Annotated in this window: 13 protein-coding genes, 1 pseudogene and 1 riboswitch; of the genes and pseudogenes, 9 read left to right on the top strand and 5 right to left on the bottom strand. The window is 62.3% G+C overall.

Annotated elements, in window-relative coordinates; translation table 11 throughout:
- Nucleotides 1-20: 20 nt before the first annotated feature.
- Nucleotides 21-467, bottom strand: a complete 447-nt coding sequence (locus ACZ9A3_RS26000) for a c-type cytochrome (RefSeq protein WP_093387186.1) — start codon at nucleotides 465-467, stop codon at nucleotides 21-23.
- Nucleotides 468-597: 130 nt separating this feature from the next.
- Here ACZ9A3_RS26000 and mltA point away from each other — a divergent pair, with 130 nt between their 5' ends.
- A complete protein-coding gene (gene mltA / locus ACZ9A3_RS25995) occupies nucleotides 598-1,749 on the top strand; it encodes a murein transglycosylase A (protein WP_476253266.1) in 1,152 nt (383 codons plus the stop codon).
- Nucleotides 1,750-1,755: 6 nt separating this feature from the next.
- Here mltA and ACZ9A3_RS25990 read toward each other — a convergent pair whose 3' ends face one another.
- Nucleotides 1,756-2,142 carry an MAPEG family protein gene (locus ACZ9A3_RS25990; protein WP_093376890.1) on the bottom strand — a complete coding sequence of 129 codons (387 nt, stop codon included), beginning with the start codon at nucleotides 2,140-2,142 and terminating at the stop codon, nucleotides 1,756-1,758.
- Nucleotides 2,143-2,167: 25 nt separating this feature from the next.
- Complete coding sequence (locus ACZ9A3_RS25985; protein ID WP_476253265.1) at nucleotides 2,168-3,001, bottom strand: EamA family transporter; 834 nt, start codon at nucleotides 2,999-3,001, stop codon at nucleotides 2,168-2,170.
- A 200-nt stretch (nucleotides 3,002-3,201) separates the two neighbouring features.
- Here ACZ9A3_RS25985 and ACZ9A3_RS25980 point away from each other — a divergent pair, with 200 nt between their 5' ends.
- Entirely contained in the window at nucleotides 3,202-4,437 is a 1,236-nt protein-coding gene (locus ACZ9A3_RS25980; RefSeq protein WP_045193825.1) for a cation:proton antiporter, read from the top strand.
- Between the two features lie 66 nt (nucleotides 4,438-4,503).
- Here ACZ9A3_RS25980 and ACZ9A3_RS25975 read toward each other — a convergent pair whose 3' ends face one another.
- Complete coding sequence (locus ACZ9A3_RS25975) at nucleotides 4,504-4,902, bottom strand: acyl-CoA thioesterase (RefSeq protein ID WP_010221517.1); 399 nt, start codon at nucleotides 4,900-4,902, stop codon at nucleotides 4,504-4,506.
- Between the two features lie 336 nt (nucleotides 4,903-5,238).
- On the opposite strand from ACZ9A3_RS25975, the gene ACZ9A3_RS25970 reads away from it, so the two are divergent.
- The 7 genes and pseudogenes from ACZ9A3_RS25970 to ACZ9A3_RS25940 all read left to right on the top strand — a co-directional run bounded on the left by ACZ9A3_RS25970 (nucleotide 5,239) and on the right by ACZ9A3_RS25940 (nucleotide 13,057).
- On the top strand, nucleotides 5,239-5,745 hold the full coding sequence (locus tag ACZ9A3_RS25970; protein WP_123564896.1) for an inclusion body family protein: 507 nt from the start codon (nucleotides 5,239-5,241) through the stop codon (nucleotides 5,743-5,745).
- A 78-nt stretch (nucleotides 5,746-5,823) separates the two neighbouring features.
- Nucleotides 5,824-6,333, top strand: a complete 510-nt coding sequence (locus ACZ9A3_RS25965; protein WP_093376898.1) for a hypothetical protein — start codon at nucleotides 5,824-5,826, stop codon at nucleotides 6,331-6,333.
- A gap of 99 nt (nucleotides 6,334-6,432) precedes the next feature.
- A riboswitch (S-adenosyl-L-homocysteine riboswitch) is annotated at nucleotides 6,433-6,537 on the top strand.
- A gap of 21 nt (nucleotides 6,538-6,558) precedes the next feature.
- On the top strand, nucleotides 6,559-7,968 hold the full coding sequence (gene ahcY / locus ACZ9A3_RS25960) for an adenosylhomocysteinase (RefSeq protein WP_045193826.1): 1,410 nt from the start codon (nucleotides 6,559-6,561) through the stop codon (nucleotides 7,966-7,968).
- Nucleotides 7,969-8,061: 93 nt separating this feature from the next.
- Nucleotides 8,062-8,909 (top strand): annotated as a pseudogene (gene metF, locus ACZ9A3_RS25955) (methylenetetrahydrofolate reductase [NAD(P)H]).
- Between the two features lie 109 nt (nucleotides 8,910-9,018).
- Complete coding sequence (locus ACZ9A3_RS25950) at nucleotides 9,019-10,101, top strand: hypothetical protein (protein WP_093376904.1); 1,083 nt, start codon at nucleotides 9,019-9,021, stop codon at nucleotides 10,099-10,101.
- A 65-nt stretch (nucleotides 10,102-10,166) separates the two neighbouring features.
- Nucleotides 10,167-10,952 (top strand): substrate-binding periplasmic protein, encoded by a 786-nt coding sequence (locus ACZ9A3_RS25945; RefSeq protein ID WP_093376907.1) that lies wholly within the window; start codon nucleotides 10,167-10,169, stop codon nucleotides 10,950-10,952.
- 221 nt (nucleotides 10,953-11,173) lie between these two features.
- Nucleotides 11,174-13,057 (top strand): RNA helicase RhlE2, encoded by a 1,884-nt coding sequence (locus tag ACZ9A3_RS25940; RefSeq protein WP_045193831.1) that lies wholly within the window; start codon nucleotides 11,174-11,176, stop codon nucleotides 13,055-13,057.
- A gap of 64 nt (nucleotides 13,058-13,121) precedes the next feature.
- Here ACZ9A3_RS25940 and ACZ9A3_RS25935 read toward each other — a convergent pair whose 3' ends face one another.
- On the bottom strand, nucleotides 13,122-13,700 hold the full coding sequence (locus ACZ9A3_RS25935) for a YceI family protein (RefSeq protein WP_476253264.1): 579 nt from the start codon (nucleotides 13,698-13,700) through the stop codon (nucleotides 13,122-13,124).
- Nucleotides 13,701-13,722: the final 22 nt, after the last annotated feature.

Below are 13,722 nucleotides of genomic sequence, written 5' to 3'. Positions count from 1 at the left end.
TTATCCGCTCCCACAGCCACTCAGTGATTTCGAAACTCGGTATGACAGGCTTTGCACGCCGCCTCGACCTTGTCCATCGGCGCAGCCAGGTCAGCCGCCTTGAGCGGCTGGGTGCGGGTCACCGCGACCAGTTCGGCGGTACTGGCTTCCATCTGCCGAGCCAGGTCCTGGAAGCGTGCCTGCTTCTCCCAGACATCGGCGCGGGCGCTGGTATCATCCTCTTCGCGAACCTGTGGAAAGTGCTTCCAGGGCTCGCGGGACAGGTTGTCGAGCTTGACCGCGCCATCGGCGAACTTCTGCCCATCGAAGGCCAGGCGCCCACGCAGCATGCCGCCGAGGTCTTCACTGGTCTTGAGCATTTGCTTGAAGATCGTCTTGCGCTGGCCCAGTGGCGAGTTGGGATCGACCCCGCCACAGGCACTCAGGGTCAAACACGCCAGCAGTACAACAGAAAGTCGCTTGAGCATCTTGATCACTTCGGCTCACGGAAAAAGGCGGCCAGTATCCTCGCCTCACCGGCAAAGACCAATACCCTTATTAAAACTACGGTTTGCGAAAACGGCTGCAAGCCACGCCAACCGTCGAGGAACCCCGTTGATGAAACTTCCTTTGCGCCACCTCGGCTGGACCCTGTCGGTGCTGGCCCTGCTGGCCGGCTGCAACGGCAGCGCGCCGGAAAAACCCAAGCCACACCCGCTGGCTACCTACGTCGGCGCCACCTGGGAAGACCTGCCACAGGTCAGCGACAGCGACCTGGTCGCCGGTTTCGAGTCCTGGCGCAGTGCCTGCGAGCGGCTCAAGCGCGATGCGATCTGGGCCAACACCTGCAGCGCAGCGGCAGCCATTGCTGCCAGCCCGGCTGAAGTACGCAGCTTTCTTCAGGCGCAGCTGGACGTCTACAGCATGCGTTCGGCCGAGAACAACGCCAACGGCTTGATCACTGGTTACTACGAGCCGGTCTACCCCGGTAGCCTGACCCAGACCGACAGCGCCACTGTGCCGGTCTATGGCGTACCGGTCGACATGATCGTGGTGGCGCTGGACAGCGTCTATCCCGAACTCAAGGGCAAGCGTCTGCGTGGCCGCCTCGAAGGCCGGGTACTCAAACCCTACGACACCGCAGAAACCATCAATGCCCAGGGCGCCAAGGCACCGGTACTGGCCTGGCTGACCGACCCGATGGACCTGCAGTTCCTGCAGATCCAGGGTTCTGGCCGCATCCAGCTGGAAGACGGCCGCCAACTGCGCATCGGCTATGCCGACCAGAATGGCCACCCCTATCGCCCGATCGGCCGCTGGCTGGTGGAACAAGGGCAATTGAAGAAAGAAGAAGTGACCATGGGCAGCATCCATGCCTGGGCCCAGAGCAATCCGGCGCGGGTTCCGGAACTGCTGGCGAGCAACCCCAGCTACGTGTTCTTCAGCACCCGCCCGGACAGCAACGAAGGCCCGCGCGGCTCGCTCAATGTGCCATTGACCGCCGGCTACAGCGTGGCCATCGACCGCAAGGTGATTCCGCTGGGCAGCCTGCTGTGGCTCTCGACCACGCGCCCTGATGGCGCGCCGGTGGTGCGTCCGGTGGCCGCCCAGGATACCGGCGGGGCGATCACCGGCGAAGTGCGCGCCGACCTGTTCTGGGGCACTGGCACTGAAGCCGGCAAACTGGCCGGCGACATGAAGCAGCAAGGCCAGATCTGGCTGCTGTGGCCCAAGGGCGCAGCCTTGCCGGCCGTGCCCCAGGTGCCGTGACGCGGCTCAGATCGAGACGAAGAAGAACGACGCGATCAGGCCCAGGCCGACGAACCACACCAGCGAACGCAGGGCGGCCCAGTCGGCCAGGTAGCAGATGATGTAGAGCAGGCGGCTGGTGATGTACAGCACCGCCAGCACGTCCTGGGTCACCTGCTCGGCGTTGCCGACGATGTCGGCGATGATCACTGCCGCAGCGAACGCCGGGAAAGCTTCGAAGCTGTTCAATTGCGCCGCGTGGGCCCTGCGCGGCAAGCCTTCGAGTTTGTCGAGGAAAGCCCGCGGGTCGTGGTTCTGGCGCAGGTTGAAGCGCCCGCTGGCAACCTTGGCGATGCTGGTACAGACAATGGGCAAAAACAACGCAATCAGTACACACCAGAAGGCAACGGTCATGGCCAAGTCCTTGTCAGTAGAATTATCAGAGCTTCATGATCAGCATGCCGATCAGCACCAGGGCACAGGCTAAGAGCCTCGGCCCGCCAAAAGGTTCTTTGAGGTAGCGCATGCCGAACAGCACCACCAGAATCACGCTGACCTCGCGCAGCGCCGCCGCCTCGGCCACCGACCCCAGTTGTATGGCCCAGAGCACCAGGGCATAGCTGAACAACACGCAAAAACCCACCGCCAGGCCCAAGCGCCACTGCAGCCGCCAGAACAGCATGAACGGCGCGCGCCGGGCCACCCCTGCCAGCAGCGGAAACGGCCAGGCACTGATCAGCGTCAGCCATACAAGATAGTCCAGCGGCTGCGACCACAGGCGGATCGCCTGGCCGTCGAGCCAGGTGTAGCAACCGATACACAGGCCGATCAAGGCCACCACCGGCAGCATCGACCAGGGCAGCCGGTCACCGCCGCCGCCCTGCCAGAGCAGGCAGGCCATGCCACAGGGAATGAGCAGGATGCCGATGATCTGCTGGCTGCTCAGGGCTTCGCCGGCAAAGGTCAGGGTCAGCGCCAGCACCACCAGCGGCGACAGGCCGCGCATCAACGGATAGACCAGCCCCAGGTCACCGACCCGATAGGCCTGTATCAGCAGGAACCGGTAGAAGAGTTCAAACACTGCCGAGGCCAGCATCCACGGCCAGACCTCGGCCGGCGGCACCTGGACGAACGCGACCATGGCGAGGGCAAATACCAGCGCCACCACGTCCATGCTGGCAATCACCAGCAGGCGTTCGCCGCTGAATTTGATCAGGGTGTTCCAGGTCGCGTGCAGCAGCGCCGCGACCAATACCAATGAGGTGGCTAACACGCAATGGTCCTTGGCAAGGCAGGTGAGGTCATCAATGGCCAGGCGCTATATAACCACTTCAGCACAGGCGGCTGGAAACGAAATCGAAAGAACGCGGTCAACGAAACCAGTCAAAAGTGTGTCCCGAAGCCCTCGGCAGGTCATCAAAGAAATGCCCGAGGCTATCGGGTGTCGACTTGGAAGCCACTACAGGACCTAGGATGCTTGAGCTCGTTGCTGCGTTTATCTGTTTGACCACCCTCCTCACCTATGTAAATTACCGTTTCATCGGCCTGCCCCCAACCATCGGCGTGATGGTCACCGCCTTGCTGTTCTCGCTGCTGCTGCAAGGCTTGAGCGTGATCGGCTACCCCGGCCTGGAAGAGCGCGTGCAGGGTTTGATGAACCAGATCGACTTCAACGATCTGCTGATGCACTGGATGCTGTCGTTCCTGCTGTTCGCCGGCGCCTTGCACGTAAACCTTGCCGACCTGCGCAGCTACCGCTGGCCGATCGGGCTGCTGGCGACCGTCGGCGTGCTGATCGCCACCGTGGTCATCGGCTTTCTCGCCCACTGGATTTTCGCCCTGTTCGGCTGGCATGTGAGCCTGCTCTACTGCCTGCTGTTCGGTGCCTTGATCTCGCCGACCGACCCGATCGCGGTTCTCGGCGCACTGCGTACCGCCAATGCCTCCAAGCCACTGAAGACCACCATCGTTGGCGAGTCGCTGTTCAACGACGGCACTGCAGTCGTGGTGTTCACCGTATTGCTGGGCATCGCCCAGCTTGGCGAAACACCGACGGTGGCCGACACCGCGATCCTGTTCGCCCGCGAAGCCATTGGCGGCATTCTGTTCGGCGGCCTGGTGGGCTACATCACCTACCGCATGATCAAAAGCATCGAGCAGTACCAGGTCGAGGTCATGCTGACCCTGGCACTGGTGATCGGCGGTTCGGCCATGGCCTATGAGCTGCACGTTTCGGCGCCGATCGCCATGGTCGTGGCCGGCCTGATCATCGGCAACCTGGGCCGCAACCTGGCAATGAACGACATGACCCGCCGCTACCTGGACGGTTTCTGGGAACTGATCGACGACATGCTCAACGCCCTGCTGTTCGCCCTGATCGGCCTGGAGCTGTTGCTGCTGCCATTCTCGTGGATGCACCTGGCGGCGGCCGGCGTGCTGGCGGTGGCGATCCTGCTGTCGCGCCTGCTGACCGTGGCACCGGCCATCCTGATGCTGCGCCGTTGGCGCACCGTTCCGCGCGGTACCGTGCGGGTGCTGACCTGGGGTGGCCTGCGTGGCGGTGTGTCGGTGGCCCTGGCGCTGTCGCTGCCATCGGGCACCGAGCGTGATCTGCTGCTGAGCATCACCTACATCGTGGTGCTGTCGTCGATCCTGCTGCAGGGCCTGACGATCGGCCGGGTGGTGCGCGGGGTTACCGAGCAGCCTTGAGACCGCTATCGCTGGCAAGCCTGCTCCCACAGGGATATATGGGAGCCGGCTTGCCGGCGGCGCCTATCACTCCACCGCGGTATCGAACTGATCCTTGATGTACTTGATCTCAGTGCGCCCGTGCGGCGCCGGCAAGCCGTCTTCACCGAGGTTGACGAAGACCATGCGGTCGACGGTGAGGATGCTCTTGCGGGTGATCTTGTTGCGCACTTCGCACTTGAGGGTGATCGAGGTGCGGCCGAATTCGGTGGCGGTGATGCCCAGTTCGATGATGTCGCCCTGGCGCGAAGCGCTGACGAAGTTGATCTCCGAGATGTACTTGGTCACCACGCGCTGGTTGCCCAGCTGGACGATCGCATAGATCGCCGCCTCTTCGTCGATCCAGCGCAGCAGGCTGCCGCCGAACAGGGTGCCGTTGGGGTTGAGGTCTTCGGGTTTTACCCATTTGCGGGTGTGGAAATTCATCGTTACTCCTGACCTTGGCCTCTGAAAAACAAGCACCGAAGGGCAATCTCAGCCCTTGGGCTCTTGCGTTACATGGTAGTCCCATTCCGGGGGATTCGACCATTACGACCATTGGTCAGTAGCCAGCAAAATTCCGCTCGGCACGCTTTGACAGCCCAATCGATGCGGCTAGCCTGAGCATGTGATCCGCAGATCACTCCAGGTAGTCGGACCACCGGAACTTGGCATACGGCGCGGCAGCACCGGCATCGCAGGAAGCGAAGCTCCGGGCAGTGCCAGTGGAGAGCATCCGAGGCTCACCATTGACCTACTCGTACAGTGAAAAGGAATCCACTCATGTCCAGAGTTATCGACGTCAGCATCAACTTCGACACCGAAACCATCCTCAAGAAATTCCCCAATCCGAGCAAAGACCCGAACAAGCCCACGTTCATCCCGCCAGAACACATCTACATGGTCACCTACCAGGACAACGTCATCTCTGGCCAGGCCGGCGGCGAGTTGCACCTCAAGGGTCGCGTAGGTGATGTCGTGCGCTGGCGTGAACAGAGCATTTCCTTTGGCTTCGAGCAGTCGGTGATCCTCTATGGGTTCGTTTGCGACGACCCCAATCACCAACTGCTGGAAGACCCTCGGGCACTGAAGGCCAAAGTGCAATCGGCCGTGCCCAATGCCAACAACAAAACCGTGCCGACCTGCCAGATCAACGACAACTACTACTGGCGTGGCGACTTGCTTGCGCAAGGCAAGGTCACCTACCACTTCAAGTTCATGATCGTCGATCGTGATTGCAAGTGCTGCGGCTACTTCGAATGGGATCCGTTCATCACCATCACCAACTGATCCAGGGCAAGCGCCGCCGGCCAGCCGGCGGCGCACACCGCAACCCGCCCCAATTGGTGCTCATGGAAGGAGCTCATCATGGCTACGGAGAAACCTGAACACGTTGTACTGATCGTCGATGCCCAGGGCCTGCTTGCCTCGCTCGACCCTTTGCCCGGCAACCCGGGTACGCCCGTCGCGCTCAACCCTCGCCACCTGTGCATCTTGCACACCCGAGCGGAGCCGGACGGCTCTCTGCTTGTCGACTCCCCCCGACTGACCCTCGAAGCCGGGACCCCGCTACTGCTGCGCATGGTGCCGGTAGCACTGCTCGGCGAAGAAATACTGTTCAGCCACAGCCCTGCCAGCACGCCGCCGCTGACAATCGAGCTGATCGAACAGCACAATCTGCGCCTGGCACGTCCGGAGGCATCCGCACCATTGCAACCGTCGTGCCGCGAGGTCGACGACTACCACTGGCATCTGCACAGCGACCATCCGGGCGAATTCAAGCTGACCTGGCAGGTAATGCTGCTGACCCAGGGCTGCGAGCCGCTGGCATACCTGAGCCTGCACCTGGACCTGCTGGTCACGGCGCCGACCGGCTGAGCCGCAGATTTGTCTTTAGCGCTTGGGAAGCTCGAAAAGCCCGGCTATAATCGCCCGGCATTATTCGACGGTGGCTGCATTGGCCACCGTTCCCGCCACCTGTCCGAGGGGCGCTGCAGCAGGTTCAACCTGTCAGGCTCGGATGGGGCGTTGTCCCGCCAGGCCTGCCTGCGGACACTAAACGCACAACGGCGCCCATTCGCACACTACGAATGGAGGCTCTCAATGAGCGCTGTAAACACGCCTGCTGGTTTTACCGATTACAAAGTCGCCGACATCTCCCTGGCTGCCTGGGGCCGTCGCGAGACCATCATTGCCGAATCGGAAATGCCAGCGCTGATGGGCCTGCGCCGCAAGTACCTTGAAGAGCAACCGCTCAAGGGTGCGAAAATCCTCGGCTGCATCCACATGACCATTCAGACCGCCGTGCTGATCGAAACCCTGGTCGCCCTGGGTGCCGAAGTGCGCTGGTCGTCCTGCAACATCTTCTCGACCCAGGACCAGGCCGCTGCCTCCATTGCCGCTGCCGGCATCCCTGTGTTCGCCTGGAAAGGCGAGACCGAGCAAGAGTACGAGTGGTGCCTGGAGCAGACCATCCTCAAGGATGGCCAGCCATGGGACGCCAACATGATCCTCGACGATGGCGGCGACCTCACCGAGCTGCTGCACAAGAAATACCCGGCGGTACTGGAGCGCGTCCACGGCGTCACCGAAGAGACCACCACCGGTGTGCACCGCCTGCTCGACATGCTGGCCAAGGGCGAGCTGAAAGTCCCGGCGATCAACGTCAACGACTCGGTCACCAAGAGCAAGAACGACAACAAGTACGGCTGCCGTCACAGCCTCAACGATGCCATCAAACGCGGCACCGACCACCTGCTGTCGGGCAAGCAGGCGCTGGTCATCGGTTACGGTGACGTGGGCAAGGGCTCGGCCCAGTCGCTGCGTCAGGAAGGCATGATCGTCAAGGTTTCCGAAGTTGACCCGATCTGCGCCATGCAGGCCTGCATGGACGGCTTCGAGCTGGTCTCGCCGTTCATCGACGGTATCAACAACGGCACCGAAGCGAGCATCGACAAGGCCCTGCTGGGCAAGATCGACCTGATCGTGACCACCACCGGTAACGTCAACGTTTGCGATGCCAACATGCTCAAGGCCCTGAAAAAGCGCGCCGTGGTCTGCAACATCGGCCACTTCGACAATGAAATCGACACCGCTTTCATGCGCAAGAACTGGGCCTGGGAAGAAGTCAAACCACAGGTACACAAGATCCACCGTACCGGCCACGGCGACTTCGACCCACAGAACGACGACTACCTGATCCTGCTGGCCGAAGGCCGCCTGGTGAACCTGGGCAACGCTACCGGTCACCCAAGCCGGATCATGGACGGCTCGTTCGCCAACCAGGTCCTGGCACAGATCTTCCTGTTCGAACAGAAGTACGCCGACCTGCCAGCCGCTCAGAAAGCCGAGCGCCTGACCGTTGAAGTCCTGCCGAAGAAACTCGACGAAGAAGTGGCCCTGGAAATGGTCCGCGGCTTCGGTGGTGTAGTGACCCAACTGACCCCGCAACAGGCCGAATACATCGGCGTGACTGTTGAAGGGCCATTCAAGCCACACGCCTACCGTTACTGAAAGTTGGTAGCTGCAAGCTGCAAGCTGCAAGCGGTTCGCGCCGCTTCTGCTTGTCGCTTGCGGCTTGTAGCTTGCCGCTGAAGAGAACCTTCTATGTCTCAGGAACGTCGTTACAGCTTCGAGTTCTTCCCGACCAAGACCGATGCTGGACATGAAAAAAACTGCTCGCCACTGCCCGCCAGCTGGCCAGCTACAACCCGGATTTCTTCTCCTGCACCTACGGTGCCGGTGGCTCGACCCGCGACCGCACGCTGAACACCGTGCTGCAGCTGGAAAGCGAAGTGAAAGTCCCCGCCGCCCCGCACCTGTCGTGCGTCGGCGACAGCAAGGACGACCTGCGCTCGCTGCTGACCCAGTACAAGGCAGCCGGCATCCAGCGCATCGTCGCCTTGCGCGGCGACCTGCCGTCGGGCATGGGCATGGCCAGCGGTGAGCTGCGCTACGCCAACGAACTGGTGGAGTTCATCCGCCAGGAAAGCGGCGATCACTTCCATATCGAAATCGCCGCCTACCCGGAGATGCATCCCCAGGCGCGCAACTTCGAGGACGACCTGAAGAACTTCGTGCGCAAGGCCAACGCCGGCGCCGACAGCGCCATCACCCAGTACTTCTTCAACGCCGACAGCTACTTCTATTTCGTCGAGCGCGTGCAGCATCTGGGTGTGGATATTCCGGTAGTACCGGGGATCATGCCGATCACCAACTACAGCAAGCTGGCGCGCTTCTCTGACGCTTGCGGCGCCGAGATCCCACGCTGGATCCGCAAGCAGCTGGAAGCCTACGGCGACGATGTGAAGAGCATCCAGGCCTTCGGTGAAGACGTCATCACCCGCATGTGCGAGCAACTGCTGCAAGGCGGCGCTCCAGGGTTGCACTTCTACACCTTGAACCAGGCCGACCCGAGCCTGGCGATCTGGAACAACCTCAAGTTGCCCCGCTGATCGAACCGCTACACCGCAGGTAACAATTGCGTCAGAATACTGAAAAGGCCTTTAGCTTACGCTAAGGGCCTTTCTGCATTCCTGCCCCCAGACGGATTTTCGTGCCTTCATGCGCCAAGGACTTACCCCTGCTCGACCGCAACTCGTTTACCTGGTCTTCGGGCCGCCCACCTACCACCAGGAAGCCCAGTTCAGCATCGTCAGCGCCCTGGCCAACCTGCGCAAGACACCCGGGGAAGCACTTGATATCCAGGTTTACAGCGACAATCCCGAACCCTACCGGCACCTGCCGGTAACTGTTCATCCACTCGACGCCGCCACCCGTGAAGCCTGGAACCAGCCCTACGGCTACCACTTTCGCAGCAAGCACGTGGTGCTGCGTCAGGTGCTTGCCAGCGCGCCCATGGCCGTGCTGATCGATACCGACACGTTCTTCCATCAGTCGCCCATCGAGCTGTTTCGCCGGGTCAAGCCAGGCACCCTGCTGTGCAATGCCATCGGCAGTACCTATGGCAATGATCCGCAGTGCCCGCTGTTCCAGAGCCTGGCAGCAATGCTCGAAGAACGCGGGCTGGCCGACCGGCACATGCCGCTGCTGAACTCCGGGGTGATTGGCCTGATGCAGGAAGATGCGCCATTGCTGGACCGCTCCATCGCCTTGATGGACGAGTACTACCCCCACGCCAACGGCGCCTACACCCTGGAGGAGTTCTGCCTGGGCGTGGCCGCCTACCGGCAGATGCAGGTCAACCAGTGCACCGACCTGATCCATCACTACTGGAGCCGCAAGCAGCTGTTCCGGGCCAAGGTCCAGGCCTGGCTGGCCAAGCACCAGCACGCACCCCTGAGCGAAGAGGCACTGGCCGACGTCACCCGCGTCAATGCCCAGTTGCCCAAGCCGCCAACCTTGCAACGCCTGGGCTACAAGGCGCTGAGCCTGGCCCTGCCGAGCGAACAGCGCCAGTTCATGCGCGAGTTGCTCAATGGCTGCTACGACTACCCCAACGAGTTCGACCGCGCCTGCGCTACGGCCTGGTGGGACAAGGCCCTGGACAACGCCAGGGCCCGCCATCCGCGGCCGATCTGCGCCGATACCCTGCAGCGATGGTTCGAGCACCCAGGCATGCGCCTGTCGCTGGGCCGCAAGCACCGCACGGTGCGTGATTCACTGTTAAAGCGATCACAGCGCTGACAGCCAGGCTGGCTCGACATGCACGGCTACTAGCCATAGCCGTGCACACGTCGTAATCTCCAGCCATGCCCGATTTCACCCGCCTGTTGACCGCGCTGATTCTCACTTGCCTGAGTGCCTTTGCCCACGGCGAGAAGCTGCGTATCGTCACCGAACCCTGGGCCCCCTACGTCTATCTCGAAGACGGCCAGGCCAAAGGCATCGACTATGAGGTCACCGCCGAGGTATTCAAGCGCCTGGGGGTCGAGGTGGAATGGCAGTTCCTGCCCTGGAAGCGCTGCCTGGCGATGATCGAGCAGGGCCTGGCCGATGGCGTGCTGGACATCTTCCAGACCGAACAGCGCGACAGCCAGTTGTTCTACCCCAGCGAGCCGCTGTCCGACGTCGAATTTACCCTGTTCTATGCCAACGCTCGCCCGCACAAGGTCAAGCGCCTGGAAGACCTGCGCGGCCTTACCGTCGGCACTTCGCCCGGTTACAGCTATGGTGGCGCGTTTATCGACTCACCACTGTTCACCCGCGAGCCGGCCCCCACTCACGAGGCCAACTTCGGCAAGCTCCAGCGCGGACGTATCGACCTGTTGATCACCGACCGCCGTGTGGGCCGCTATATGATCAAGACATTGGGCCTGGAACAGCAGATCAGCGAACTGCCTCTGGTGATCAGCCGCCACAGCCAGTACCTGGCGGTGCGCCGCAATGTCGGCATGGACCTGCTGGCCCAGCGCTTTGCCGCCGAGCTGCGGCGCTTCAAGCGCGAGCCGGCCTATGCCGCGCTGCATGCACGCTACGCCGGCACTGCGGAAAACTTTCCAACCGCCGTTGAGCAGCAGGAAAGCAGCATGCGCTGAATGCTCTGTTATACTCGGGCCTTCCCGCCAGGCTTACGCCCGGACGCTCGGCCTTGCAAAAGGCATCCCGACCGGCAGGACAGCGCGGCCCAGAGCCCGCCCGCCGCCCCGGATGCGCATTGAAGACCCTGCTGGACCGGACGCGATAGCATCAGCTGATGCCCGTCGCGCCAGGCAAGATTATCCCATCGGGCTCAGCCCCCATTAGAACAGGATTACTCATGTCCTTTGCTTCCCTCGGTCTCTCCGAGGCTCTAGTTCGCGCCATCGAGGCTGCGGGCTACACCCAGCCCACTCCGGTGCAACAGCGGGCCATTCCCGCCGTGTTGCAAGGCCGCGACCTGATGGTTGCTGCCCAGACAGGTACTGGTAAAACCGGCGGTTTCGCCCTGCCGATCCTTGAACGCCTGTTCCCCGGTGGTCACCCGGACAAATCCCAGCGCCATGGCCCACGCCAGCCGCGGGTACTGGTGCTGACCCCGACGCGCGAACTGGCCGCCCAGGTTCACGACAGCTTCAAGGTTTACGCCCGCGACCTCAAATTCGTCAGCGCCTGCATCTTTGGTGGCGTCGGCATGAACCCACAGGTTCAGGCCATGGCCAAGGGTGTCGACGTGCTGGTGGCCTGCCCCGGCCGTCTGCTGGATCTCGCCGGCCAGGGCAGCGTTGACCTGTCCCACGTCGAGACCCTGGTGCTCGACGAAGCCGACCGCATGCTCGACATGGGCTTCATCCATGATGTGAAGAAGGTCCTTGCCCGCCTGCCGGCCAAGCGTCAGAACCTGCTGTTCTCGGCGACCTTCTCCAAAGACATTACTGACCTTGCCGACAAGCTGCTGCACAACCCCGAGCGCATCGAGGTCACGCCGCCGAACACCACGGTCGAGCGTATCGAGCAGCGCGTCTACCGCCTGCCGGCCAGCCACAAGCGCGCCTTGCTGGCACACCTGATCACCACCGGGGCGTGGGAACAGGTGCTGGTGTTCACCCGTACCAAGCATGGCGCCAACCGCCTGGCCGAGTACCTGGAAAAACACGGCCTGACCGCCGCCGCGATCCACGGCAACAAGAGCCAGAACGCGCGCACCAAGGCCCTGGCCGACTTCAAGGCCGGCAGCGTGCGCATCATGGTTGCCACCGATATCGCCGCCCGTGGCCTGGACATCGACCAGTTGCCGCACGTGGTCAACTTCGAACTGCCCAACGTTGAAGAAGACTACGTTCACCGTATCGGCCGTACCGGTCGTGCCGGTCGTTCGGGCGAGGCCATCTCGCTGGTCGCTCCGGATGAAGAAAAACTGCTCAAGAGCATCGAGCGCGTTACCCGCCAGAAGATCCCGGATGGCGACCTGATGGGCTTTGATGCCTCCAAGGTCGAAGCCGAGAAACCCGAGACCCGTGAGCGTCCGCAAAACAATCCGCGTGGTGGCCGTGGCCAGCGCGCCGATGGCAGCAATGCCGGTAGCGGCGGTCGCAAGGACAAGGGTAAGGACCAGGGCAAAGACAAAGGCCGCGACAAGGACAAGGAAAAAACCGCGGAGAAATCCGCCGGTGGTCGCCAGGAGCGCAAGCCCCGCGACAACAAACCGCGTCAGGCCCAGTCGGGCCAGCCAGGTGTTCCGCAAGTTCCGGCCAATCGTGATCCGGAAGAGTTCCTGGATGACGAAGTCGACAACTTCGGCAACCGCGCCGACTACGTCAGCCCTTACCAGAACAAGGGCAACCAGGGCCGTAACCGTCGTCCGGGCGCACCTGCCCAGACCGGCACCGGCGCCAGCACCGGTGGCCAGCCACGTGGCGGCCAGCCGCGCAGCAACAACGGTCCGCGCAGCGGTGGTGGTGCTTCGGCCAATGGCGAGAAGCGCGGCGGCGGTGCCCGTAATGGTGGCGGCAGCCGCGACGGTGGCGGTCGCAATCGCCGCCCGGCGCGCGACGATCAAGCGAGCAAAGAGCCGGCCGTGCGCAATCCGCGTGAGGGCCAGCCGCAGCCGAAGATCGTCCACAAGGAGTCGAAGGTCGACCGCTTCCCGACTGCCGAACAGCTCGAGCAGCTGCCAAGCCGTCCACGTGGCGAGAAGCCTGCGCTGCTGACGCGTAACCGCTGATTCAGCGACCGCGCCAACAAAAACGCCGCCCCTAGGGGCGGCGTTTTCGTTTATGCAGCAAGCATTACTTCTGCTTGATGCCTTCGATCGAGATGTCCAGATCCAGGGTCTGCGAAGACGGGCCTGGGCCTTTGATGCCGAAGTCGTTCAGGTTCAGCGTGGTCTTGGCGTTGAAGCCGGCGCGCTCGCCGCCCCATGGATCCTTGCCTTCACCGTTGAAGGTGGCCTTGAAGATGACTGGCTTGGTGACGCCGTGCAGGGTCAGGTCGCCAGTCACGTCAGCAGTTTTCTCACCGGTCGATTTGACAGCGGTGGAGACGAACTTGGCCTCTGGGAACTTGCTCACATCGAGGAAATCTTTGCTGGCGATGTGCTTGTCACGCTCGGCGTGGTTGGACCACAGGCTGGCGGTTTTCAGGTCGACGGCGATCTTGCTGGCTTCAGGCTTGGCGGCGTCCCAGCTGAAGGAGCCATCGAAGTCCTTGAAGGTGCCGTGGATGAAGCTGTAGCCCAGGTGGCTGATCTTCCAGTCAACGAAGGCGTGCTGGCCTTCCTTGTCGATCTTGTAGTCTGCTGCCATTGCCTGAGCGGCCGAGAACAGTGCGGTACCGAGCGCCAGAGCGGCAAAAGTCTTTTTCAACATGCGTCTATATCCCTTTTGGAGT

Source organism: Pseudomonas sp. TE4620 (genome assembly GCF_056279045.1).
Note: the sequence above shows the minus strand (reverse complement) of the source record. Positions and strands in the feature narration are given on the sequence as shown.